Annotated in this window: 20 protein-coding genes; 9 read left to right on the forward strand and 11 right to left on the reverse strand. The window is 38.0% G+C overall.

The window, feature by feature from the left end:
* Window positions 1-58 precede the first annotated feature (58 nt).
* Window positions 59-1,627, reverse strand: coding sequence for an L-glutamate gamma-semialdehyde dehydrogenase (pruA, locus tag J7J00_RS00505; RefSeq protein WP_214786522.1), 1,569 nt, complete (start codon window positions 1,625-1,627; stop codon window positions 59-61).
* Between the two features lie 848 nt (window positions 1,628-2,475).
* Between pruA and J7J00_RS00510 the strand changes: the two genes are divergently transcribed.
* Entirely contained in the window at window positions 2,476-3,870 is a 1,395-nt protein-coding gene (locus J7J00_RS00510) for an amino acid permease (protein WP_214786524.1), read from the forward strand.
* A 408-nt stretch (window positions 3,871-4,278) separates the two neighbouring features.
* On the opposite strand, the gene J7J00_RS27780 is transcribed toward J7J00_RS00510, so the two are convergent.
* Both J7J00_RS27780 and J7J00_RS00515 read right to left on the reverse strand, forming a co-directional pair.
* A complete protein-coding gene (locus J7J00_RS27780; protein WP_286201112.1) occupies window positions 4,279-4,404 on the reverse strand; it encodes a hypothetical protein in 126 nt (41 codons plus the stop codon).
* A 184-nt stretch (window positions 4,405-4,588) separates the two neighbouring features.
* Window positions 4,589-6,286: a sigma-54 interaction domain-containing protein gene (locus J7J00_RS00515; protein ID WP_214786526.1), complete on the reverse strand. Its 1,698-nt coding sequence runs from the start codon at window positions 6,284-6,286 to the stop codon at window positions 4,589-4,591.
* 823 nt (window positions 6,287-7,109) lie between these two features.
* On the opposite strand from J7J00_RS00515, the gene J7J00_RS00520 reads away from it, so the two are divergent.
* Window positions 7,110-8,561 (forward strand): flavin monoamine oxidase family protein, encoded by a 1,452-nt coding sequence (locus J7J00_RS00520; RefSeq protein ID WP_214786698.1) that lies wholly within the window; start codon window positions 7,110-7,112, stop codon window positions 8,559-8,561.
* Between the two features lie 66 nt (window positions 8,562-8,627).
* On the opposite strand, the gene J7J00_RS00525 is transcribed toward J7J00_RS00520, so the two are convergent.
* From J7J00_RS00525 to J7J00_RS00535, 3 genes are read right to left on the reverse strand one after another with little or no spacing between them, the layout of a single operon-like run.
* A complete protein-coding gene (locus J7J00_RS00525; protein ID WP_214786528.1) occupies window positions 8,628-9,740 on the reverse strand; it encodes a Ger(x)C family spore germination protein in 1,113 nt (370 codons plus the stop codon).
* On the reverse strand, window positions 9,737-10,831 hold the full coding sequence (locus J7J00_RS00530; RefSeq protein WP_214786529.1) for a GerAB/ArcD/ProY family transporter: 1,095 nt from the start codon (window positions 10,829-10,831) through the stop codon (window positions 9,737-9,739). The genes J7J00_RS00525 and J7J00_RS00530 overlap by 4 nt, the downstream gene beginning before the upstream one ends.
* Window positions 10,828-12,258: a spore germination protein gene (locus J7J00_RS00535; protein ID WP_214786531.1), complete on the reverse strand. Its 1,431-nt coding sequence runs from the start codon at window positions 12,256-12,258 to the stop codon at window positions 10,828-10,830. The genes J7J00_RS00530 and J7J00_RS00535 overlap by 4 nt, the downstream gene beginning before the upstream one ends.
* A gap of 211 nt (window positions 12,259-12,469) precedes the next feature.
* Here J7J00_RS00535 and J7J00_RS00540 point away from each other — a divergent pair, with 211 nt between their 5' ends.
* From J7J00_RS00540 to J7J00_RS27790, 5 genes are read left to right on the forward strand one after another with little or no spacing between them, the layout of a single operon-like run.
* The gene (locus J7J00_RS00540; protein WP_214786533.1) at window positions 12,470-13,996 is read left to right on the forward strand and encodes a spore germination protein; all 1,527 of its coding nucleotides are present in this window, start codon (window positions 12,470-12,472) and stop codon (window positions 13,994-13,996) included.
* An 18-nt stretch (window positions 13,997-14,014) separates the two neighbouring features.
* Entirely contained in the window at window positions 14,015-15,106 is a 1,092-nt protein-coding gene (locus J7J00_RS00545; RefSeq protein ID WP_214786535.1) for a GerAB/ArcD/ProY family transporter, read from the forward strand.
* Window positions 15,103-16,188 carry a Ger(x)C family spore germination protein gene (locus J7J00_RS00550; protein WP_214786537.1) on the forward strand — a complete coding sequence of 362 codons (1,086 nt, stop codon included), beginning with the start codon at window positions 15,103-15,105 and terminating at the stop codon, window positions 16,186-16,188. The genes J7J00_RS00545 and J7J00_RS00550 overlap by 4 nt, the downstream gene beginning before the upstream one ends.
* 39 nt (window positions 16,189-16,227) lie before the next feature.
* Complete coding sequence (locus J7J00_RS27785; protein ID WP_286201113.1) at window positions 16,228-16,539, forward strand: RidA family protein; 312 nt, start codon at window positions 16,228-16,230, stop codon at window positions 16,537-16,539.
* Window positions 16,540-16,573: 34 nt separating this feature from the next.
* Window positions 16,574-16,780 carry a RidA family protein gene (locus J7J00_RS27790; protein ID WP_286201114.1) on the forward strand — a complete coding sequence of 69 codons (207 nt, stop codon included), beginning with the start codon at window positions 16,574-16,576 and terminating at the stop codon, window positions 16,778-16,780.
* A 122-nt stretch (window positions 16,781-16,902) separates the two neighbouring features.
* Here the strand turns inward: J7J00_RS27790 and cysI are convergent, their stop codons facing one another.
* Together cysI and J7J00_RS00565 are read right to left on the reverse strand one after the other, a co-directional pair.
* Window positions 16,903-18,633, reverse strand: a complete 1,731-nt coding sequence (gene cysI, locus J7J00_RS00560) for an assimilatory sulfite reductase (NADPH) hemoprotein subunit (RefSeq protein ID WP_214786539.1) — start codon at window positions 18,631-18,633, stop codon at window positions 16,903-16,905.
* 27 nt (window positions 18,634-18,660) lie between these two features.
* Entirely contained in the window at window positions 18,661-20,475 is a 1,815-nt protein-coding gene (locus J7J00_RS00565) for an assimilatory sulfite reductase (NADPH) flavoprotein subunit (RefSeq protein ID WP_214786541.1), read from the reverse strand.
* Window positions 20,476-20,809: 334 nt separating this feature from the next.
* On the opposite strand from J7J00_RS00565, the gene J7J00_RS00570 reads away from it, so the two are divergent.
* Both J7J00_RS00570 and J7J00_RS00575 read left to right on the forward strand, forming a co-directional pair.
* Entirely contained in the window at window positions 20,810-21,718 is a 909-nt protein-coding gene (locus tag J7J00_RS00570; RefSeq protein ID WP_214786543.1) for a LysR family transcriptional regulator, read from the forward strand.
* A gap of 219 nt (window positions 21,719-21,937) precedes the next feature.
* On the forward strand, window positions 21,938-22,252 hold the full coding sequence (locus J7J00_RS00575) for an iron-sulfur cluster biosynthesis family protein (RefSeq protein ID WP_214786545.1): 315 nt from the start codon (window positions 21,938-21,940) through the stop codon (window positions 22,250-22,252).
* 257 nt (window positions 22,253-22,509) lie between these two features.
* Here J7J00_RS00575 and sigH read toward each other — a convergent pair whose 3' ends face one another.
* From sigH to cuyA, 3 genes are all read right to left on the reverse strand, one after another.
* Window positions 22,510-23,160, reverse strand: coding sequence for an RNA polymerase sporulation sigma factor SigH (gene sigH / locus J7J00_RS00580; protein WP_214786547.1), 651 nt, complete (start codon window positions 23,158-23,160; stop codon window positions 22,510-22,512).
* A 645-nt stretch (window positions 23,161-23,805) separates the two neighbouring features.
* Window positions 23,806-24,309, reverse strand: a complete 504-nt coding sequence (locus J7J00_RS00585; RefSeq protein WP_214786549.1) for a DinB family protein — start codon at window positions 24,307-24,309, stop codon at window positions 23,806-23,808.
* Between the two features lie 106 nt (window positions 24,310-24,415).
* Window positions 24,416-25,414 carry a D-cysteate sulfo-lyase gene (gene cuyA, locus J7J00_RS00590; RefSeq protein WP_214786551.1) on the reverse strand — a complete coding sequence of 333 codons (999 nt, stop codon included), beginning with the start codon at window positions 25,412-25,414 and terminating at the stop codon, window positions 24,416-24,418.
* Window positions 25,415-25,882: the final 468 nt, after the last annotated feature.

Raw genomic sequence — 25,882 nt, forward strand, 5'->3', positions numbered from 1 at the left:
AAATACATGTCCTCGTTTTATTAAATGGGGCAACCTTTTTAAATTGCCCCAGCTCTTATTAAAGTGTTTCGCTAGTTGTTTTCGCTTGCATGTGTAGAATCAAATAATCAGGGCCACCTGCCTTCGAATCGGTTCCAGACATGTTGAACCCACCAAACGGATGATACCCAACGATTGCTCCTGTACAACCGCGATTAAAGTATAGATTACCTACGTGGAATTCTTCTTTTGCCCGTTCAATATGATCAGGTGTGTTAGAAAGTAACGCACCCGTTAAGCCGTAGTCTGTGTTGTTCGCTATTTCCATCATATGATCGAAATCGCGCGCTTTACAAAAGGCTATAACTGGTCCAAAAATTTCTTCCTGCATCAGGCGTGCTTTTTCATCAATATCCGCAAAGATGGTCGGTTCAATAAAGTACCCTTTGGAGTCGTCCCCTTCTCCACCAGTCATCAACTTGCCTTCTTCCTTTCCTATCTCAATATATTTCATGATTTTATCGTAAGAAGCCTGGCTGATAACGGGTCCCATATAGGTATTTACATCTTCAGGGCAGCCATTCGTTAAAGTCTGAGTTAATGCCACTGCTTTTTCAAGGACTTCGTCATAAACATCCTGATGTACCACTGCACGTGAACCAGCCGAACACTTTTGTCCGGAGAATCCAAAAGCAGAGTAAACAATTGAAGAGGCCGCTACATCCAAATCCGCGTCTTTATCTACGACTACAGTATCTTTTCCGCCCATTTCGGCAATCACACGCTTTAACCAAATTTGACCCGGATGCACTTTTGCCGCGCGTTCATAAATGCGGCAGCCTACTTCACGGGAACCTGTGAAGGAAACAAAGCGAGTTTTCGGATGATCAACAAGATAATCGCCTATTTCCGCGCCACCTCCTGGAATATAGCTAAGTACACCATGAGGAAGACCTGCTTCTTTCATAACTTCAACGAATTTCGCTGCAATCACTGGTGTGTTATTTGATGGTTTCAGAAGAATCGTGTTTCCGGCAACAATCGCTGCAGCTGCCGTTCCGGCCATAATAGCTAATGGAAAGTTGAATGGAGAAATGATGACACCTACACCAAGTGGAATATAGTTGAACTTGTTTGCTTCTCCCTCTCGACTATTTACAGGTGCTCCGTCTTTTAATTGCATCATTTGACGGGCATAGAATTCAAGGAAATCAATTGCTTCAGCCGTATCTGCATCAGCTTCTTTCCATGGCTTTCCAGCCTCTTTAACTAAATAGCCTGAAAATTCATGTTTGCGACGACGAATGATATCCGCAGCACGAAATAAAATGTTAGCACGTTCTTCTGGATTTTCTTTTTTCCATGTGTTGAATGTAGACAATGCTGCTTGCATTGCTTTCTCAGCTAATTCTTTATTCGCTTTAGAAACTCGACCGATTACTTCTTCCTTATTTGCTGGATTTATCGATACAATTTTTTCATTTGTTGTAATGAATTCTTCTCCAATGACAAGTGGATAATTTTTTCCTAGCTCTGATTGTACAACCTCTAAAGCTTTTTTAAATTCACTTTTATTTTCTTCAAGCGTAAAATCTGTAAATGGTTCGTGTTTATATGTTTTAATGTCCGTATTGTTTGTTGTAATCATGTTATTCTCTCCCTTTAAAAATAGTTTTGTATAATCGATGTAATAGCGCAACATCTTAAGTTAATTAAAAGTAATGAATAATTTTCAAATGATAGTAGCTGCCTCAATTTTTTTAAACTGAAAGACTAATTCTTCTTTTACTTTTAATGGATGTTTGTGAAAAAAAGTTTGCTAATCCAATATTGCCTCCTTTATTAACGGAAAATTTATAATACAAACAATATTCAAAAACTTAATATAAACATATTATAATTCCATTTACACACTTTTGTATACCACTTTTAACAAAATTGTCTAAATAAATTAAAATTGAACACTTTTGTTTAATTATTATTCATTTTTTCAAAAAATAGATTTTTACACTAGCTTATAAACTAATCTAAACAGTATATGGATGAATTTATTTTATCTTGGGGAGAATCCACCCCCTATTAACCCTTCTTCTTTTTAATCAATTGCATAGCTTCTAAACCACACAGTTTGTAAATGGCTGGAGGAATGCCTTCAATCATAACAACAGAACGAGCTCGCTTTTTGATTAACCAATGTTTATGTTTTTTTAATAACGTCAAAGTATACATAACTGTATAGTTCATATTCCGCGTCGGGAAATAAATAGACAAATATGCACAAAATGTATTATCATATAATTCTTAATATTTTTTAATCTTTTATTTGTAGTCTATTTGTATTTTGAATTTTTAATTATAATAAGTAGCAGAAATAAAAGAGGAGATTTGTTAATTATTAGTTTATTGTTTTAAGGGTTTTCACTTTCTGATATTTTTTTTGAAAGATTTGAATCTCCTTAATTTTTTTGTTTTTACGTTATAGAAAGGATGTAGGATATGAATCATCAACAACCTGTATTAAAAAAAGAGTTGAAAATTCGGCATATTACCATGATTTCTCTCGGAGGAATCATCGGTGCTGGGTTATTTGTTGGAAGTGGCCCGTTAATTAATACGGCTGGGCCAGGTTCTATTTTCTCATATGCGATAGCAGGATTACTGGTAATTTTGGTGATGCGGATGCTTGGGGAAATGTCAACGGCAAATCCATCAAGTGGCTCTTTTTCCACTTACGCACGAGAAGCGATCGGCCCATGGGCCGGGTACACGATTGGCTGGTTATACTGGTTTTTCTGGGTAATTGCCATTGCAGTTGAAGCAATAGCAGGTGCGACAATTATTCAATATTGGTTTCCTTCTTTGCCTGCTTGGTCAGTCAGCCTTATGCTTACTTTTTTATTAACCCTAACTAACATCTATTCTGTTAAATCATTTGGTGAGTTTGAGTATTGGCTGTCTATGATTAAAGTTGTCAGTATTGTTCTCTTTTTAATTCTTGGAGGAGCCATTATATTCGGTTTCATACCAGGTATAGAATCACCTGGTACTTCAAACCTTCTACATAGAGGTGGATTCCTGCCCTCAGGAATAAGTTCTGTCTTTATAGGAGTTGCCCTTGTTATGTTCTCTTTTATGGGGAGTGAAATTGTGGCGACTGCAGCAGGAGAAACCTCACAACCTGAAAAAGCCATGAGGGTTGCTACAAATACCGTTATTTATCGTATTTTAACTTTTTACCTAGGTTCAATTTTAATAATCGTAACAATTCTTCCATGGGACTCTTCCAGTTTGATGAAAAGTCCTTTTGTTTCTGTCCTTGAACTTTTAAATATACCAGCTGCAGCTCAAATCATGAACTTCCTTCTTTTGACGGCAGTACTTTCTTGTTTGAATTCTGGCATTTACACGAGCTCACGTATGTTATTTTCTATGGCGGAAAATGGAGATGCTCCCCGAATGTTTTTAAAGGTAAATAAGAAGGGGATACCAATGAATGCGATATTAGGATGTACCGTTATTGCTTATATTAGTATTGGGTTCAATTACATCTCTCCAGATAAAGTATTTCTGTTTTTAGTTAATGCTTCCGGAGGTGTAGCACTTCTTGTTTATCTAGTGATTGCCTTCTCTCAGTTACGCATGCGAAGAAAATACGAAAAAGAAAATCCTGGAGCACTTAAGATCAGAATGTGGTTATTTCCTTATTTAACATATGCCACGATTATTACGATCACTAGTATATTTATCTCGATGACTTTTATTGATTCCTTACGTTTACAATTCTTTTTAACACTACTTCTCACTATACTGATTGTCGGTTCTTTCTTTGTCTTAAAGAAAAATAAATCATCGGATTTATTATCAACCAACAAAGAAAAAAATGCCTCTTAATTACAAAACAAAAGGAAATATGTCATAAATAATGGACTCTATTAGAACTTAGGCACGGGCTGGCGCATTAAAAAATCCCAACTCAGATTAGTCATGTAAACAGTCATAAAAAGACTACAGCCATCGAGATTCGATATTCAATCGGAGCTCGGTGGCTGTTTTTGGAATCGTTTGCAGTTGTAATAGAATTTCTTCCATGCCTTGAATCAGTTTTAAAATATTTTGATTCAATATCTCTGATTTACAATGGGGAAAGAACGATTCCACTCAGACATTATCATGTTCGTTTCATTTAATACAAGCTATTGAAGTCGTACTTTGTATGCATGGGATGTGTATCAGAAGCATTGATTCGAATGGTAAATGGTTCTGTATAGATCCCTTTTTGGGTATAAACCATCTAACGTCTCAGATACCTTTCAATTGATTTGGTAAACTTCGTTTCATTTCGCCTCCCCCATTCAAATTCATCTGTACAGCTTTCATTTTCTTTTCCTTTGAATATTTCTCGAACTTTTGCCCTTTTTTAGCCATAATAAAATCCCCTCCAGATAGTTGTGTAATATCCACGATTGTTTGTGGTCTTTTTACACTGTCTACCTTAAGGGGATATTATCAAAGCAGTCTTTTCAGAAACTGGCTCTCGTTTATTTTGTTATCTGCGATAACAAAAGTTTCAATAGAGGGCTTAACTGGGAATTAATAAAATGCAACTAAATCAGTTTAATCTGTATTCTTTAATCTTATTGTAGAGTGTTCCTCTGGACATTCCGAGTAATTTGGCAGCTGCACTTTTGTTTCCATATGTCTTGCTTAAGGCTTCTTGAATCATGGATAACTCTTCTTTTTCCTCTTCCTGAAATGATGTTTCTTGTGGGCCTGAGTAATGGCTATTATGAACATAATAGCTACTAGTTATGTTTTTTTGAAGATGATTGCTTTTAATAATATTTTCATCATTCAGAAGGATAACACGTTCCACAACATTCCGAAGCTCACGGACATTTCCTGGCCATTCATAGTTAACTAAAATAGTTATAACTTCCGATCCAATTTTCGGAACTGGTTTCTTATACTTAGAACTGAACTCTTGCACAAACTGTTCAGCTAATTTGACAATATCTTCTGGTCTTTCACGTAAAGGGGGAATATCAATGTTAATTACGGTTAAGCGATAATAAAGATTTTCGTTGAATTTCCCTTCCTTTACCATTGCTTCTAATGCCTGAGATGTAGAGGCAATTACACGTGTATGTGTCGTCAATAATTCCGTTGTACCTACACGATAAAATGATCCATGTTCTAAGTAGTGTAGAAATTTTTCTTGAATGTCTAATGGCATTTTATCAATTTCTTCAATAAATAATGTTCCATTATGTGATTGTTCAATTTTTCCGTTTTTTCCAGTCTTCTTATCTGCTGTAAAAACTCCTTTTTGATATCCAAATAATTCAATCTCTAAAAGACTGGAAGGAATGGCTGAACAATTAATAGATACAAAAGGGCCGGTACGCTTTGAACCGCCGTAATGAATAGCTTGTGCTAACATCTCTTTTCCTGAACCCGGTTCTCCGGTTAACAGAACCGGAATGTCTGCGTAGGCAACTTTTTGCGCTACCTTCACGGCTTTTTGAATTTCTACATTAACTCCAATAATAGAGGAAAAAGGGTTGTCCTGATGGATAAGTAACGGTAACGAAGAATCAAGTTCCTCGTTTAAACGTACAATTTGAGTAATATCATGTTCTGTTGCAATGCCTCCAATAACTGTATTATCCCTTATAACTGGGGAGGCATTTACTAATACATGATTATCATTATTAGGGCGATGATAAGCCCCACGAACGGGACGTCCCTCATTTAATATACGATGTAATATAATAGACTCTGATTGAAAATGCTCTCCAATCTTTTGACCAAGGATATTTTCACGTTTAATGCTGTATGTTCCCTCAGCTACGGTATTCCAGCAGATAACTTTTCCCTCTTCATCCACAGCTGTGACTGCGTCATTAATGGTTTCAGCCAATGTAGAAAAGTATGCGGATAGCTCCTCATTTTTCAATTCCAGCAGTTGAACCCATTGGTTTGCAGTTATGATTCCAATAATTTTTTCTTTTTCTGGAGCTTTAATTAAGACCGGTCTGCTCCAATCAGTTTGTAACATAGAAAGTTCATCTATTGTAGAAATGGTAGAGGGAGTCCACTTTACCTTTTCAATCCACTCGATTACTGACAGTGAATCATCCATTAATGCCAAGAAATTGCATTCATTCTTTGAAACAATGTAGTATTCCTTCGCTGAAATGATTACAAAATCAAACTTTAAAAAGTTATTCTTTATATCCATTAAAGATGTATAGGGTTTCACTATAGTAAAGGAATTGTCTAGGGTAATTTCTTCCATTTTAAACATAATAAACCCCTTTTATTATATATTTTATGAGAAAGTATAAGAATTTATACAGTATCATCTTCTAAAACAATCATAAAACAAATATGTTTAAATAAAAACTAATAACTTTATTATAATATAAACTTCACTCTATGTTTCTATCGATTGATTTTCTGAAAAAGAAATAAGGAATACTATAATAAAAAAACTCTATCATGGAATAGAGTTTTTTATTATATGTTCAGGAATTAGCACTTTTACGAATGATAGTAATAGTGATATCCCCCACCAAGTATAAATAACTTCATTAACACTGTTTTATGCACACTCGCTTAAATTTATGAAACTATATTAACTCCAATTGTTATGCTTATTAGCGTTTTTTCAAAGACAAAGAACGATAATTGCCTCAGTTATCCGCTTTTTTTCATATATATAGATCGGTGAGTTTTTTCCGAAAATAAGGTTGCGAATAGCATTCTTCGTTATTTCATCCCATTGTTCAAAAAAGCTGAACACTGCTTCTCTAACTTTCTAAATTAAATTCGCTCCATTATAAATTGTAGTCTTTAGATAGTTAGCTTCCGAAAAAAATGGCATCATCTTTTAACAATAAACAACTTATTCATCTTCTGCACCTTAAATTATCTAATAATTGAGTCTTCACATAAAGGATAAACCTAGAGGAATATGATAGTAATAATCAATCATGACAAATTATTGAAGATCCTTCATAAATGGTGACCCAATAGGAATAAGATAGCTTAAATCCCATATAGAAAGTGTACCAAGAGAGGAGAAAAACCCTTTGTCCTTTTTCAAAGATCCGCTTTCACCCGATCAAATGCTTGCTGTTATCAGAAATGGCCTGGGGCATTCCCAGATCCCCAAAAAAATCATCATCATTGGTGCCGGCATGTCTGGGTTGGTTTCAGCATCCCTTTTAAAACAAGCGGGGCACGAGGTTACAATATTGGAAGCAAGCGGGAGGGTCGGAGGGCGTGTTTTGACTATACGTGAGCCATTTTCTGAAGGTTCCTACCTTGAAGCCGGTGCCATGCGCATTCCGAATTATCATTACTTAGTTGCTGAATACATCAAGAAGTATGGTTTACGGGTCAACACTTTTATTAATGCGACTCCTAATGATCCCATTTATGCCAACGGAATCAAGACAACCGCTGCCATATATCAACGGAACCCGGATATACTGAGGTACCCTGTAGCTCCCCATGAAAGAGGTAAAACAGCTGAAGAATTACTCAACATGGCAATTAAGCCTGTGACTGACTTCATCATTCAAAACCCACTTAGAAATTGGGAAATAGTCATCAAAGAGTTTGATAAATACTCCATGAGCTTCTTTTTACAGTACAATCCAGTAGGAATGAGTCTTTCAACAGGGGCAATTGAAAGCATCAAAGTCATACTGGGATTAGAAGGATTCCCGGAACTTTCTTTTCCTGCCATACTTCGGGAGCTTATGCCACTCCTTAATCCAGACATTGAATTTTTTGCAATCGAAGGAGGAAACGACCGGCTTCCTTATGCTTTTATACCGGAATTGAAGGATAATCTAAACTTCAGATATGAAGTGACAAAGCTCATCCAACATGATAATCAAGTCACCATCCACTCTAAACATACTCAAAGCCAAAACCCCTTAACGGTTACCGGTGACCTTGCCATCGTGACTATCCCACTTCAATTGCTGCAATTTATGGATATTGAACCCCGGAATTCATTTTCCCATAATAAGTGGAAGGCAATAAGGGAACTCCATTATGCTGCGTCCACGAAAATTGGACTTCAATTTACACATAGGTTTTGGGAAAAGGAAGGAATCTTTGGCGGTAAATTGACGACCGATTTACCCATTAGATTTTCTTATTACCCCAGCCAAACGAGCAACCAGAGTGAATCCGGTCTCATCTTAGCAAGTTATACATGGGAAGATGACGCCACTTTGTGGGATATACTTCCTGAAAAAGACCGTATACAACACGCATTGAAAAATTTGGCTCAGGTGCATGGAAACCAAGTATACGATCATTTTTTAACAGGGGCTTCATATAGCTGGACACTGAATCAGTATTCATATGGCGCTTTCTCCATGTTTAAACCTGGTCAGGAAACGGACTTGTTTCCATACATCCCAACTCCTGAAGGAAGGGTCCACTTCGCTGGTGAGCATACATCGACCGTACCAGCATGGATTGAAGGAGCCATTCAATCCGGCATCAGGGTTGCACATGAAGTGACGAATCTGCCTAGAACATTCAGTGAGCCTTTTTAAAATAAGCAATCAACTAAAGGGCACTTGACAAAAACCTTCCCATTTGGAAGGTTTTCTTTTGACCAGTCACTTTATCCCTCCCTTTGAACCGAAGTCTATGATCCTTATATCCACTTCATAATTAATATCGGCTTTACTGAAAACTTCGTCCCATTTCTGCTTATTCTTCCCCCAAAACTTTGGATGCTGATTTTCTACATAACGATAAAATCCTGCCACCCCTGTTTTATATTCATGCTGTAATTTGTATACGATTTTCTTGACGTCCTTCTTCACTTCATCCTCGGCAATACGCTCAATCTCTTTTAGATAGGCTTCTTCAAATGAATTTTCCTTACCATACCAATCTTCCGAAAGTCTTCCTGTGTAAGCAACCTTAACATTGATCGTCAAATGATCCCCCTTCAATTCCGTCGTGACTTTCTTCCTTGTCCTTTTGATCACTTCAACACTTAAAGGCTTACCGTGTTGGACCGCTTCGATTATTCCGCCCTTCACATTTCCGTTGAACCAATTTAAAGCAGCTATATCTTCATCATCCATGACCCCGACCAACTTTGAATTGTTGATTACCCCTGCACCCTCCAAAATTAATTTCCCTCTTCTAATATCAACGGCCTGAATGGCAAAGCTTCCATCTGATTGCAAATTTGAGGAAACTTTGCCCATCGTTAAAGGCGGAAGGATTTTATTCGTTCTGTGCTCATTATCTTTCAATTCATAAATTACATTCGAAGGGATCTCCCCATCGTCGGAAAGTCCCAAAATTTCTTTTGTCGGTCTCTTTGTTAAATAAACAAGACAACTTCTCCTTGTGTTATTATCTCGAATTGCCTGATTAATGATCGCTTCCATCGGGATTTTCTTTAATACATCTTCATTAATGAGCATGATACGCTGATGATTGGTTAAAACCGTATTGGTTATAAGCAAAGAATCCCTTATTGCTTCATGCAACGTTTTGGCACTGACTGTAACATTCTTATATTTTAGTTGAGCTTGATTCTCCTGAGCACTACTTCCTGGAGGTACCAGAATTTGTTGGGTTAACATAATTTCGTCTTTCTTTTTACTATTATCGATTCCCATTCCGACCACAAGGGATAACTCTTCTATATTTTGACTGTCCCAACAGCCTGTAAGCAAAGGGATAAGCAAGATCAACCATAATCTTTTCATCCGCTTCTTCTACTCCTTTTCACTTGAACGATCGTAAATGTAATAATTGGCAAGCCAATCAATATAAAGGGAAATACCTTTCCCAGTAAATCGCTCATTTTAAAAATCTCGATTGTATTTTTAGGGATTTTGGCCAGAAAAAAAACGATTGGAACTAAAACAATAAGGTTCGTTGAATATGAATTGCTGAAAATTTTCGTCAGTCCTTCTGCCGCAAAGTAATAGTAAATTGCATGTGTACAAAAGAACTGAAGAATCCAGGTGATTAATAGAAACAGCTCTAACCGCTCTATAAATATCCCTTTTACTTCATACGATTGAATAAAAGAAATGGTTGGCCATGTAACAGCTTTGACTTCGGGAACAGTCAGTGTAGCTACTACCAGAACATATGTAATTACATATAATATCATCGGTATGAAAAAACCGATTAAAACGCCACTTTTTATCTTGTTTTGATTTTTAACGACGCCAAACAAAAAGATGAAAAGTTCAATTCCAAAAAAAGACAAAGTCCCGGAGCCCAATCCTTTCATGACAGGGAGAAATCCTTTTCCAAGTACAGGCTGCAGGTTTTTTATATCGACTACTTTAATACTGAACATATAAATGAACAAAACGATGACAATTGTCAGAGGTAGAAAGAAGACGCACACCTTTGCAATGGCTTTAATTTTGCCTGTCAATAGATGGACACTCGCTAAAATCAATGTGAGTATCAATATTTCAACCGGCGTATCCTCCAACAAATAAAATCGGACCATTTCACTCATCGCAAGCACTTCAAAGCTAGCCACACCTATAAAGTACACCACCACAATCAACCCAAAAATTTTGGAGAGCCACTTTCCATAAGCCTCCTCCATGTATGTGTAATAGTTAGCCACCTTATGTTTTTTTAACAGTACAACCAATAAGCATATGAAAAGGGCAATAGCGATCCCATTAAAAATCAAGACGATCCATCCATCGGATGTATTAACTTTTTCCGTTATCGTCCTTGGAAGCGTAAGCATCCCAACTCCTAACATGGAGCATGAAATGATCGAGGCCAATTCCCCACTAAGAATTTTGCCGTCTGCTTTGCTCAAGAAAATTCTCCCCCTTTTTTCCGCTTCGGTAACCGAAAGAACGCATCCTTCCAGGTTTTTTTACCGATAAAATCCATTGGTTGAAAATAAGGTTCTTGAAAGCTGGTCAATTTCGACAAATGACTGATAACAATGATAAAGTATAAAGTGGTTCCATATAGGCCTAGAACGGCGGAAAAAATCATCGCCCCGAACCTTAATGCCCTGAATGCCAGTCCAAAGCTATATTGTGGTACCGTAAAAGATGTAATCGTCGTGATCGCAACGATTATGACCATCAGGGAACTCACAATATTCGCTTGAACGGCTGCTTGTCCAATAATGACGCCACCAACCAATCCAACCGTTTGCCCAATGGGCGCCGGGAGCCGAATGCCTGCTTCACGAAGCAGTTCAATCGTCAATTCCATTATAATCGCTTCAACGAAAGGCGGAAATGGCACGTTCTCCCTTGTACCAGCTATGGTCATCGCTAGTTCCGTCGGCAGCAATCCAGGGTTGAACGAAACCAAAGAGATATAAATCCCTGAAAGAAAAACGGTAATAAATAAAGAAAAGTAACGAAGAACACGTAGAAAAGAACCCGCTACCCACCTTTCATAATAATCATCAGGTGACTGCAGCAGCATCGTCATCGTCGTAGGTGCCATCAGTGCAAATGGCGAGCCGTCAACCATGATGACCACCCTTCCTTCCTGCAGTGCCGCCAATACTTTATCCGGACGCTCCGTATTCTGGATCTGTGGGAAAGGGCTAAACGATGTATCTTCAATTAATTCTTCAAGCATCCCCGAGTCTTGAAGATCGGTAGCTTTTACTCCATTTATCCGATTATTCACTTCTTTTAACAGAGGATCGCTTGCTTTTCCTTCATAATAGATCAATGCAACTTCCCGCTTTTCAAGCGTCCCTAACTTCTGTTGTTTGACGATTAGGTTGGGATGGTTGGAATATTGCCTTATCAAGCCGATATTTTCCTGGAGACTTTCGATAAACCCAAGCTTCGGTCCACGCACAACCCTCTCTGTCGAAGGTTCACTCAGTGTACGAATTTTCTCCTTTTTCAGATTCAAGACATAACCATTTGCCATTCCATCTATAAATAAAAGTGTTTTCCCGTCAAAAATATGCTCTTTGGCTTTTTCATATGTTTCCACATCCTGTTCCCTGACTGAACAGATTTTGGAAATGACCAGCATCTCGATGGAAACCGGGTGCCTTGATTCGACCTGCGCAGCCGATAAATCCATGACTATCTCATTGAATGCAGGATAATCCATCGTTCCATTGACAAATACGAATAATCCCGAAACCTCATAACCGGGAATGAAAACCTGTTTAAAAACTACATCATCCTGCATATCCAATTCAGATTTCAATTTTTCCTGCTTTTGATCCAATTTAATATGCAAGGGTGTACTTTTCATGGTGAACTCCTTTGGTTAAATGGGTTTTATTTTAGTTTCCACTTTCTTCAATTATTTTATTCGAAAAGGAAATGGTGACAGTTTTTATAACCAATGATTTTTCAATGTATTCCCATTTCCTTTAAAGAGGAACATTAACATTTTAAATGGTTAATTTGTAATTAAATTGCAAATGCTAGGATAACTAGCTTTAGATTAGAGGTGACAACATTTGTTTAACCGCGGAAAGTACAAAAAAAAACCCAATCAACCAAACGATAAAAATGACGAATTAAATAAAGATTCGGATGTAAGGGGCCTATTCAATTCCCTTTCTTCATCCAATGATTTCATAAACCATCAAGGAACATATAATGGCGTCGGCTATTGGGTATCGTTTTATCGCACTTTAATTGATGCACAGGAACTTCACGAAAGTGTTCTTTCTGTCATACCGACTTTGGAAACGATAAATTTGGAGCAAATTAAAGAAAACGTTCCTATTGAAAATACACTGATTACCAGTACCAAGGTTGTAATCGAAGAAAGGATCATGAGAGGCCAAATTGCCATTCGTTTAGATGGAAATCTTGATGAATGCCTATTAATCAATGTTGCGGCCCAACGAGACAGGCAAGTAAATAAACCTGAACTTGAATTTGGAATCATAAGTGCTCAAGAAGCTTTTGTCGAGGATATTGATATTAATCTGAATCTAGTTAGAAAAAGGCTGCCTACCCCTGGATTGCAAGTGAATGAAATGACTGTAGGATCCTTGTCTAAAACGAAAGTGGCAGTGTTATCAATTGACGGGATCGTTAATCAGGAAAATGTTGATAATGTTATACAAAGGATCAATGACGTAGAGTTTGATGAAATATTGGACGGGTCACATCTTGCGCAAATGCTATATGATAATTCAAATACCTTATTTCCCCTTTTCCTAAATACGGAAAGGCCTGATCGCATCGCAAGTGCATTGGCTGAAGGTAAAGTAGCCTTGTTAATCGATAGGTCGTCCTCTGTACTTATTACTCCAACAATATTGTTGGAATACTTTATCACCATGGAAGATTATAATATGCCTTGGATTCCGGCATCTGCTTTCCGTTTATTAAGGATATTCGCGGTCGCTTTTTCCATATTTGCAACTCCCATTTATGTAGCCGTGCTGACCTATCATTATGAACTGATTCCTAAAGATTTGTTGGAAACGATCGTCACTTCAAGGAACTTAATACCTTTTCAGCCTTTGATCGAAGCGTTATTCTTAGAGATTTCCATTGAGTTATTACGTGAAGCCGCAGCCAGGCTGCCAACTAAGGTAGGTCAGACATTAGGTATCGTAGGCGGTATCGTTATCGGTCAAGCGGCAGTTGTAGCTGGTCTGACCAGTAATATCTTATTGATCATCGTTGCCCTCTCGGCATTGGCATCATTTGTTACTCCTATTTATAAAATGGGGAATGCCATTCGGTTACTGCGATTCCCCTTCTTAGTGGGGGCCCAAATTTGGGGCGGACTTGGCATTATCATAACGGCCGTGTTTTTGATGACCCACCTTATCAAATTAACGTCAATGGGACACCCATACCTTGAACCCATATATCCATTTCGCATCCAAGATTGGAAAGATAGCTTTGTTAGGCTTCCTTATAATCTTTTTAAATCCAGACCTGAAAATTTACATCCTGATGATATATACAGACAGCCAAAGCCAAAAAAAGCAAGAATCAAAAAAAATGATTTTAATGAATGATTTAAATGAGGGGCCTATATGAACCAAGCTGATGTTAATGATAAATACAAGGTATCACCGTTCTATGTGTTTTTTTTGGTGCATTCCGTTCAAACGGGAGTAGGCGTTTTAAGTTTTCAAAGAGTTTTAGCAAAGTCGGCGGGAACGGATGGCTGGATTTCGATACTACTTGCCGGACTGATCGTTCATATATTGATCTGGATCATATATAAAATATTAAGTATCGTCCCAGGTGATATCATTTCTGCCAATAATCATGCATTCGGAAAATGGATTGGAAATTTTTTCAGTCTATTATTTATTCTTTACTTTTTGATCCTTGGGATGGATATGATTATTAGCTATATAAATATCATCCATGTATGGATGTTTGAAGAGGTAGCTTCTTGGGCGTTTACAGTGGTTTTATTGCTCCTGATTTATTATATAAATACGGGAGGCTTCCGTACAATTACGGGAATTGCCTTTTTAAGCGTCATTTTGTCTTACTGGATTTTCTTTGTCCTATTCTATGCCATGAAATACTCTGATTTCACCAATTTGCTCCCTATATTCGACCACAATCTATTGGAAATACTGAAGGGAACCCGAAGTACTTCCTTAACTTTGCTTGGTTTTGAAATGATCCTGATGTTTTATCCGTTCATCAAAGATGCTAAAACTTCACAAAAATATGCTCATGGAGGGGCCTTAACAACAACCTTATTAACCGTTTTCATTTATTTAGTTTCACTGATTTTTTATTCACAAAAACAGTTGGAAATGACTATCTGGCCGACACTTACAATGACCAGCATTGTCGAATTGCCCTTTATTCAGCGATTTGAATATATACAAGTTTCTTGGTGGGCCATTTTTGTCATACCCAACATGACCATCTGCTTGTGGGCTGCCAGCAGGGGTATCAAGCGCATATTCAATGTTCAGCAAAAGTATCCATTATGGGCAATGTCCATTATTATCCTGCTCACTAATATATTTGTTTTTGATCAAGATTCCCTATATATATTGAATAAAATAATCAATCCATACGCCGTGCTCTTCCTTGCATTATATTTGCCTCTTCTTTTAGCCATCATTTATATAAAGAAAAGGAGGAAACGTTTATGAGAAAATTCTTTCTTGTCATCCTGGCTTTTTCCCTCCTTTGCAGCTGTGCCCAGCCAAGAGTGGTTGATGAAGTCAATATGTCCCAAGCCATTGGCTACGATATACGAAAGGATAAAATAATCGAAGGAATGTTCGTCATCCCTATCTTCCAACAGGACAAGACGGGGATGTATCAAACCTTAACTGGAACATCGACGACAACGAGTGATGTTCAGGCTATCGTATCCAAAAAAGCAGATAAGCCGGTGATGCTTGGACAGACACGCATCTTTTTATTTAGCGAGAAAATCGTACATGAAATAGGAATAACAGAACTGACCGATTATCTCTACCGTGAGCCTCAACTTGGAAACAGGGTCTTTTTGGCCATCGTTGAAGGAAAGGTCAAGGATTTCATAAATACGAAACCACCAAATACGAATGTAAATATTGGAATCTTTTTATCGGACTTAATCAATCAACAAATTGAAACAGGGAATGGACCGGATACAAACCTCCATCTTTTTTTAAGAAACTCCATGGAAGATGGCGGAGATTCGTTTCTTCCTTTATTTAAAATAATTAATAAAGAAGTTGCAGTTTCAGGAGTGGCCTTGTTTCATGAAAATAAAATGGTCAGTAAAGTTCGAACGGAAGATATGTTCATTTTCAAGACATTAGTTCAATTTCATAAACGGGGAATTTACAAGTTCAAATTAAAAGACAAGCAGAAAAGTGATATCGTAGTGGAAAGTATCCGAAGTGGTTCAAATTATGAGGTATCCAACTCCGAGCGAAATCCGTCCATTACGATTAAGCTCAAAATTAAAGGACAAATTAAAGAATCAATGCGAAGTGACAATCTTACCAATAAAAAGATGATAAAAATAATTGAAAAGGGAATGGAAGATGACATAACCAAGCAAGCAAACCGTCTTATTAAAGATTTTCAAAAAAAAAACATTGACCCGATTGGCTTGAAGGCAAAATATCACGCCAAAAATAAAAAAATGACCTATGAACAATGGAGAAAGATCTATCCCATGATGGACATTAAAATAGAAACCAAAGTTGACATTCTCCAAACAGGGGTCTCTGAATAATAAATTTTTAGGAATACTTTTCGGTAAGGAGCTGACTTTATGAAAAAAAACATGAAATCAGTCATTACTACTTCAGTATTAGGTATAAGTTTAATCACAGGAATCTCTTTTGCTTCCGCAGGTAACGATAAAAATGAATTGAACTCAGATAAAGTGACCTTCTTTGGCTCCACATCTTCTGCGATTTCCAGTTCAGTTGCTGTACCTCAAAGTTATAACCGGTTATTGTTTATCGGAACAGTCCCTCCTCTTTTAAATAAGGATGGAAAAACCACTTATGAGAGATATGGCAATACAGAAAGGCAGGCAATCGGAATCTTAGAAAATTTAAAAAGCAGATTTAAGAACTAAAGGACTATCCCTCGCTGATGTAACCTATTTGCGTGTGTATGTCGCACCAGATCCAAACAAAGGAGATAAACCAGATTATCAAGGTTGGTTTGATGCCTATGCTCTGTTCTTTAATACAAAGAAAAATCCAGTAAAAACAGCTCGTTCTACAGTAGGGGTGCAAAGTCTGGTTTCGCCGGATTATCTTATTGAGATTGAAGCAGAGGTAGCCTATAAAAATAACAGCAAGTCAAAAAAATAAACGATAAGAGTGAATGGTCCTGTTTCAATATCGGTATCCCAGGCTTAGTTATCATTGCACTCCGGAAAAATTTTGAATACAAAAAGAGACAGGAAATTATACCTGTCTCTCGCTGCATTTAATCAATCATGAAAATTCATTCCATCCGTCACTTCTTTAACAATGCCCGCATTGATGACAAAGTCTCCGAAATGCTCTCCTTGCTGACGTTCTTTTGCATAACGGGAAAGAAGTACACGCAATTCTTTTAATATCTCTTCTTCACCGATGTTTTCACGGTACATTTTGCTTAATCGGCTTCCGTCGAAGGCAGCACCGAGATACATATTATATTTGCCAGGTGCCTTACCGATAAAACCAATTTCCCCGAGTGCATGCCGGGCACAGCCATTCGGGCAACCGGTCATGCGAATCGTGATTTCTTCGTTCCTTAGGCCGTTTTCATCAACGATCTTCTCGACTTTATCAAGCAGAACCGGCAAATAACGCTCTGCTTCGGCCATTGCCAACCCGCATGTTGGAAGCGCCACGCATGCAATCGAGCTCCGTCGGAGTGCTGAATGATGTGCACCATCCGTCAAACCGTATGTTTCAAGCAATTCGATGATCTTTTTCTTTTGCTGACTTGACACATCTGCAATGATTAGGTTTTGATTGGCCGTCAAACGGAAATCACCCGAATGGATCTTTGCGATTTCACGCAAACCTGTCATCAGTTTGTAATCATTGATATCGGCAATTCGGCCACCCTCGACAAAAAGTGTAAAATGCCATTTCCCTTGCATGCCTTTTACCCATCCATAGCGGTCACCATTATTATCAAAATGATAAGTTCTCGCTTCCTCCAGTTTCCATTCCAGACGATTTTCCAATTCAGCCTTTACCGCTTCGAGCCCAAGCCTGTCTACCGTATACTTGAACCGAGCATTTTTCCGTACGGAGCGGTTTCCATAATCACGCTGAATCGTAATGACTTTTTCAGCCACATCCAGTATTTGATCAGGGTTGCAAAAGCCGATTATTTTGGCTAGTTGGGGATATGTCGCCTTGTCACCATGGGTCATTCCCATACCGCCGCCGATCGCCACATTAAAACCAACGAGTTTTCCATTTTCAACAATGGCTATGAAGCCAAGATCCTGGGAGTAGACATCAATGTCATTGGATGGAGGGACCGCAATGCCTATTTTAAACTTCCTTGGCAAATAAAGCTTACCATACATTGGTTCGACTTCCTCCACTTCAGGAGTACCAACGACTTTTTCTTCATCCAGCCAGATTTCATGGTACGCCCTTGTACGTGGCAAAAGATAATCACTCAATTTTTTCGACAATTCATATACTTCGGAATGAATTTCGGATTGAAATGGAATCGAATTGCACATTACGTTCCGGTTTACATCACCGCATGCAGCGATGGTATCCAGCATGGAAGCATGGATTTCCTGAATGGTTTTTTTCATATTCCATTTTAAAATGCCATGCATTTGAAACGTCTGTCTTGTTGTCAATTTCAAGGTTCCGTTTCCATATTTCTGAGCTAGGTCATCCATAACAAGCCATTGAGAAGGCTGTGCCACTCCGCCGGGCATGCGGACACGCAACATAAACTGATAGGCAGGCTCCAGTTTTTGTTTCTGACGCTCATTGCGTAAATCCCGGTCATCCTGCAAATAACTGCCGTGATGTTTCATTAGTCGATTGTCATCATCCGGAATACCGGCACTAATCCGATCCTGCATCACTTTTCCAAGTGTACCTCGCAAATAATCACTTTTGTCTTTAATTTGCTCAACATCACTAGGCGGTCCTTCTGGTGCTTTCAATAGTGCTTTCAATAGTGGGTTCACCATGTTGTTATCTCCTTTTCCTCCAAATTTTCAGTACACATCACGTTGATAGCGTTTATTTTGTTGCAATTCTTCAAGATAGGCTTGCGCATCATCATGGCTCATATTGCCTTCTTTTTCAATGATCTCAATAAGCGTATTATGGACGTCATGTGCCATGTTTTTCTCGTCACCGCAAATGTATACAGCTGCCCCTTCTTGAAGCCATTCGTATAATTCCCCGCTGTGCTCACGCATCCGGTTTTGAACATACACTTTTTCATCGGAATCACGTGAAAAGGCAACATCCATTTTCGTAAGTACGCCTGTTTCCAACCACTTTTGCCATTCAGTCTGATAAAGGAAATCCGTCACGAAATGCTGATCGCCGAAAAAGAGCCACGTTTTCCCTTTCGCTTCCGATTCTTCGCGATCCTGGATAAAGGATCTGAACGGAGCTATGCCCGTTCCCGGTCCAACCATGATTATTGGAGTGTCTGGGTTCTTCGGCTGCTTGAAATTCTGGTTATGCTGAATGTAAACAGGCAGCATGTCCCCAGGCTGTAATCGGTCTGCACATAAAATGGAGCAGACACCTTTTCTTTCTCGTCCGTGACTTTCATACCGGACAGCTCCGATTGTCAAATGCACTTCATCCGGATATGCGGATAAGCTACTCGCAATCGAATATAGGCGTGCTGGAATTTTCCGGAGAATTGATACGAATTCTTGCGCCGATTCACCCCATGAGCCAAAATCACGGACAAAATCAAGCAAATCACGGCCTTCACGATATTCTTTTAATCTATCTTCATTACCAGGCACTAAAAGCTCCTTTAAATCCTCGTTATCTGAAAGCTGGGCCGCTTGTTCAATGAGGGATTTTGTCAAAACCGTAATTTCAAAATCGGAGATGAGCGATTCCCTAAGCTGACGAACTTCTCCCTGCTTATTGACCTTCACGGTTTCTTCTGGGTCCCAATTGAGTTCCTTAAGAAGCATATCCACTAAATCCGAATCATTTTTCGGATATATACCAAGGCTGTCTCCAGGTTCGAATGTAAGACCAGAGCCCTCAAGAGATAACTCGAGATGATGTGTCTCTTTATTGGAGCCACGACCGTTCAAGTTTATATTTTCAAGCACTTCCGCTTTAAACGGATTTGTTCTCGAATACGTTTGTTCACCTACTGAAGCCATCGTTGCGGGAACTGCAGCAACAGAACTGCCTTGCCCTTCATTTAAACTAGAAATGACTCCTGCCAGCCATTCGGAAGCAGGCTCATCATAATCAAGGTCACAGTCCATTCGCGGAAATAACCGTGTCCCTCCTAGTTCCTCCAAGCGTTTATCAAATTGTTTTCCCGTTTCACAGAAAAACTCATATGAGCTGTCCCCAAGCGCCAATACTGAAAAGCGGAGACCTTCAAGGCTTGGTGCCCTCCTGCCATGAAGGTACTCATGGAAAGACAATGTATTATCCGGCGGATCACCTTCTCCATGCGTGCTAACGGAAATGAGGAGATTTTGGACTTTTTTCAAATTGTTGAATTTAAAGTCACTCATGGATGAAATGGTAACCTGAAAGCCACTACCCTCAAGCTTACTCGCCGCATTTTCTGCCAGCCCTTGAGCATTGCCCGACTGTGAACCATAAAGTATGGTCACCTCTTTTGATACTGTCTTTCCGCTGCTTTGAGCTTCCAATACCGGAGCGTCGTCTGAACTCATATTCGAAACTGACAAAGATGCAGTCAGATAACCGCTCAACCAAACTTTTTGTGTTTCTGTCAAGCTAGGCAGGAGGCTGTTAAGGCGCTCTGCCTGCTCATGATTAAAGGGACTGTTACTTACCTGAAGTTGCACGATTTCCACCTCACAAAAGGATATTAACTTATCTTAGTTGACACTTAGGTATAACGATTGGGTTAAACATTTTTTTCCATCCACAAAATAATTAACTCGTTTACTCCTATAGACGAAGTCGGTTTTAACTCCAAAAAAAATTGAAAATACAGTCATATAGGTTTATAGCACGCTACAAATAAAAAATAAGGTTATAAAGGACGTTATCCTTCCCCAGCTTATACTCTTCCTAAAATAAGTTTCTCATTAAAACTTTACTGGAAGGCGCATCATTAGTAAAATATATATAATTTATTGTAACTATTAAGAATATTAATAATAAGGAGAAATTTCTATGTACTATGATGCTCTAAAAACATTTGTGACCCTTGTGGAAGTCAAGAATTTTACTAAAACTGCAGAAATGCTTCTTATGTCGCAACCCAGTGTTAGTTTGCATATAAAAAAATTAGAAGAAGAGTTCCAAACCAAATTATTTCTCCGTTCTCCTAAATTCCTAAAAGTCACCTTAACGGGAGAAATTCTTTACGACCGCGCCAAGCAAATGATCACAATCTATGAACAGACCAGACAAGACATTCAGGAACACGATAGGTCCATCAAGGGCGAATTGAAGATAGGAGCAAGTTTTACAATAGGAGAGTATATCCTTCCTTCTTTACTCATCGACCTTCAAGAGGACTATCCTGAACTTGAACTTCAAGTCGTAATCGGAAACACGGAAGAAATCGTTCAAGCCGTTCGGCTATACAAAGTGGATATTGGCTTAATCGAAGGTCAAACTAATGAAAAAGAGCTTTCTGTTCACCCATTCATGCAAGATGAGCTATTCATTGTGTCTTCTAACAATCATGAACTCGCTAATAAAGACGAAGTCGAGATTACTGATTTACATGACCAAGCATGGGTAACAAGGGAAGTTGGTTCTGGGACACGCGAATACCTTAATCACGTCATACGTTCAAATGGATTGAAAATTAAATCGTTACTCACGATAAGCAGTAATCAAGGAATTAAAGAAACACTTATAAAAAACGGCGTAGGGCTGGCCCTTCTTTCCCAAAGTGTAATTGAAAGGGATGTACAAAATAAAATCCTTTCTATTATTCAGGTGAAAAAAGAATCCTTTAACCGAACACTTTCGTACGTCTTTTCCCCAATTATGGAAGATAAAAAGAATGTCAAAACTTTCATTACTGAATTAAACAAAAAATGGCCTATGAAAGCAAAGCCGCTAGGATGATCATTGGGGAGGAATATGTTCTAAAATCGATTATTCGGAGCTTATTTATTTTGGGAAAGCCCCTTTTTTTGAAACTCTATTATATCGCTAGGAAAGGTCTAACACATTAACTTATAAACAATTGGGTATACGAATAAATAGAGGATTCATCATAGATTGATTTTTGTTTTCCTTGTATAGATAAAAAATAATATCAATTTTTGTATGGGAGCGGGTTTTATGAATATTGAGATTAAAGAAGCAGCGATTGAACAACTAAAAAAATTGGATTATAAAGAGAATGAAGGTGTTCGTATCGAAGCCATTTTTGTTGGAAGCTGTTCGATTTATGTGGAACACGAATTGAAAATTGATAATAAGTACGAAGATGATGAGAGATTCATTATTGATGGGGTCCCCATATTAATATCAAGAGAGTCTAAAAAGCATCTTCCGGATAAAGTATTTCTTAACTACAGTGATGGACTTGGATACAAATTATATTCGGACGAAGAAACATTGAGATATAATCTCCAGTTGAATAGAGTGAATTAAAAAAATGAACATAGTTAAAAGCCCTTCTGTTTCAGTAGGGCTTTTTGTGTTTATACTCAGAGAATTTATCTTCGGCATTTACCTATAGGGATATTTATTTTCCCTTGGATGGCACTACATTACTACAAAGCAAATAAATAAGAAAGCCACCACGATTATTAGCTCCAGTACAGGAATGAATGCTTTAACTAGTGTTTTTTCTATTCTATTTTTTTATCGCAAATAATAATCAATGAAAGTTTAAAGAATTATAGTGATTATTCTTCCAACCTCCTAGACTCGAAGTACCGCTCCAACTTCCTTTTTACCCGCTGAAGTGCATTATCGATCGTCTTTTTGTGAATATTCAGTTCCTTTGATATTTCAATATAAGTTTTCCCTTCCAAGTACAATTCCACAACACTACTTTCCAACTCACTAAGGACTTCCGTTAATATTAGCTCAATTTCGCAAATTTCTTCTGATTTTATTAAGTTCGTGACAGGGTCATTTTTTTCCTGTTCAGGGATTAGATCAATTAGGGTCTGTTCCGACTCCCCTTGATAGATAGGCGCATACAATGAAACATAATTATTTAAGAGAGAATGCTTTTGGCAGATAGCCGCTTTAACAGCCGTTATGATTTGTCTTGTAATGCATAGTTCCGCAAATGATCTGAAAGACGACTTTTTGCAATTCTTGAAGTCTCGAATGGCCTTATATAGTCCAATCATCCCTTCCTGAAAGACGTCCTCCTTATCTCCACCCATTAAAAAATACTTCAAAGTAATTGATTGAACGACACATCTGTATTTTTTGATTAAAAAGTCCAGTGCATCTTCATCACCATTATGAATTTTTCCAACCAAGATTACTTCTTCCATATGAGTATAGTTTTCCACATGTTTCTTCTCGATGATTACACTCATTTATTTTCCCCCACTCACTAAGTTGAGTCCCGACATAAAGGTTGCATTACTACTTCAATGTATTAAAGTACATCCAATATTATAATATCTCAGAAATGACGATAATGATATTCGCAAATAACGACATTTTTCTACAAAATTCTGATATTTTTAAGTCCTGCTCTATAACTATACACTTTCAGGCAGCTTTAATTGATTTGATGAAGGTCTCGTCATTGTCATTATAGTCGTTTTGTTTAACACTTAAATATAACGGATTAGTGGTGACGATTACGGTGGGGGTCAAGGATATGGCGGCTTAATAATAGCATAATTATAAATAATATTATTAAAGAACTGTTCTGCACTAATGTTTTAACATAGTCTAATCAAAAGGAAAAGACGGAATAAACGGTAATTGTATGCAAGCTTGTTGATCTATCGAACTTTTTACTTTCTTTAGCTTTAATTGGAAAAACAAGGAGGATGCCCATTAAAACATTCTCTCCAAATTAGCTAGTTTCATTTAAACACTTTCTTTGGCAAAATAAAAAGGCACCCTTTAAAGGATGCCTTTATCATATTATTAACTCATTGATAAAATTAAGAAACTAGGATCCAATGGCGAACGTTTGCTGAAGAACAATACTTAAACTTGCATAGGTTTTAAAGTGGTGGATTTTCCACACCTAGATGAATCCAATCTTCTTTTGGCGGTCCATAAACCCCATAAGGTTTTATTCCTGCTTGACGCATTAGAACCGTAACTTGTCCGCGATGATGAACAATATGCTTGATTAGCCCCATAAGGATGGAAGCATTTGTTTCCTGTCTTCCAAACGCTTCTTGTATTTGTTTCAGGGATTCGTCTGTCCATTGCTGTTCAATAATTTCGGCTGCGTGAGAACTTACATTTTTAAAAGTGATAGCAATTTCCTGGGCTGAAGATGGAACGTTTTCCGAACTTTCTATCCTGTCTATCTTTAACCCGAAATGAGCTAGATAATCTGGAATGTTCGTGGTGAAATGCCATGCAATTCTTCCTAAAGTGCGACCTTCAGGATAAACTTGTTGATCTAATGAATCATCAGTCAAACCATCCAAAACATTTTGAGTCAATATGGCTTCTTTATTCCATTCTTTAATAAAATCGGAAATTGTAATATACATATAATACCTCCCCTATTTCGATAGATAATTACTTACTCAAAGCACATTATATAATGGGAAACACACATAAAATTGTGAGAAATTTCTTAACGAATTTCTCACAATTTTATCCATTAAAGAGAGAAGTATTGGCGTATAACGATGAAGCTCCACCAGAGTGAACAAATAGAATGTTATCCTCAGGCTTAAAGGTGCCTTTTTGAATTAAATCGATGAGTCCCGCTGCCGCTTTACCCGTATATACCGGATCCAGCAAAATCCCTTCCGTTCTTGCCATTAGCTTGACTGCTTCCACCATTTCAGGTGTAGGCAAAGCATAACCCGGTCCGACATACTCATCAAAGCACGTAACAGCCTCACGAGGAATTGCATTTGAAATGCCGATGTGTGCTAGAGTTTCTTTAACTAGCTGATAAACTTTCTCTTCTTGTTCGGCTTTACCTCTGCTTACGTTTATTCCGATTACCGATATTCCACTTTGATTTCCATGAAATCCGGCTGCCAAACCAGCATGCATTCCTCCGCTGCCGCTTACACAAATAACTGCCTTCAAATCAATCCCTTGGTCAAAGGACTGTGCCAAGATCTCCTGTGCGCATGCAACATATCCCGTTGCACCAATGACATTGGATCCCCCCACCGGAATGATGTAAGGTCGATGTCCTTTCTCTGATACCTCTTTAGCCACTTTCTGCATTTCTTGCATTAAGTCCGCTCCATTAGGGACAACTATAATTTGGTCAGCCCCCAATAAATGATAGAGAAAATAGTTGCCGTTAAAATCCGGCTCTGAATTTTTTGAAAGTCCCTCTTCCAACACAAGGATGCATTTCATTTTCTCTTTAACGGCAGCAGCTAGTGTCAAGCGGCAATGATTTGATTGAATGCCACCACATGTAATCAACGTATCTGCACCTTTTTCCAATGCATCGGCAACAAGGAATTCCAGTTTTCTTGTTTTATTTCCCCCAGCAGTCAAACCAAGCATATCATCTCGTTTAACATAAATGGATGGGCCCCCAAGAACTTCAGAAAAATGATCTAATCTTTCAATCGGTGTATATGTTGGTGTATATCGCTTTCTAGGAAATTGTGCTAAATTCATTTAAAAACTCCTCCTGTATTCTCTGTTGTACAATAAATAAAGAAAAAATGAATATCAATCTGATGTTCTCTTTACTTTAGATAATAAATAATAGCAAACGCTCCTTTTCCATCATATCATCTTTGGGTAATCGAGCAACTTCAATGCACTTCTAGCAAGATAGAATTCTCCATATACAACATTCATCGCGGCAAAGTGACACATATCAAAACCGATGTACTATAAGTTTGCTTCCGCTTATTCTATGACACCCTTGTTCCCCCTAATATTATCAGGCAATTCCCCAGTTTCAGGACGGGTGGGGCTTCCCTGATTTTTATACCTTGCCAATAAAGACAGATAGCCTTGTAAGCGTCTTTGGTTATAATTGTTTCATAGATCATTTAAACCACATTTTTATATGAACTAAAACTCTAAATCATTTGTTGTGCCAAAACAGAACCGGACACGCCCCATTGAATTGTACAA

This window comes from Bacillus sp. ISL-4 (assembly GCF_018613275.1).
GTDB lineage: Bacteria > Bacillota > Bacilli > Bacillales > DSM-1321 > Peribacillus > Peribacillus simplex_E.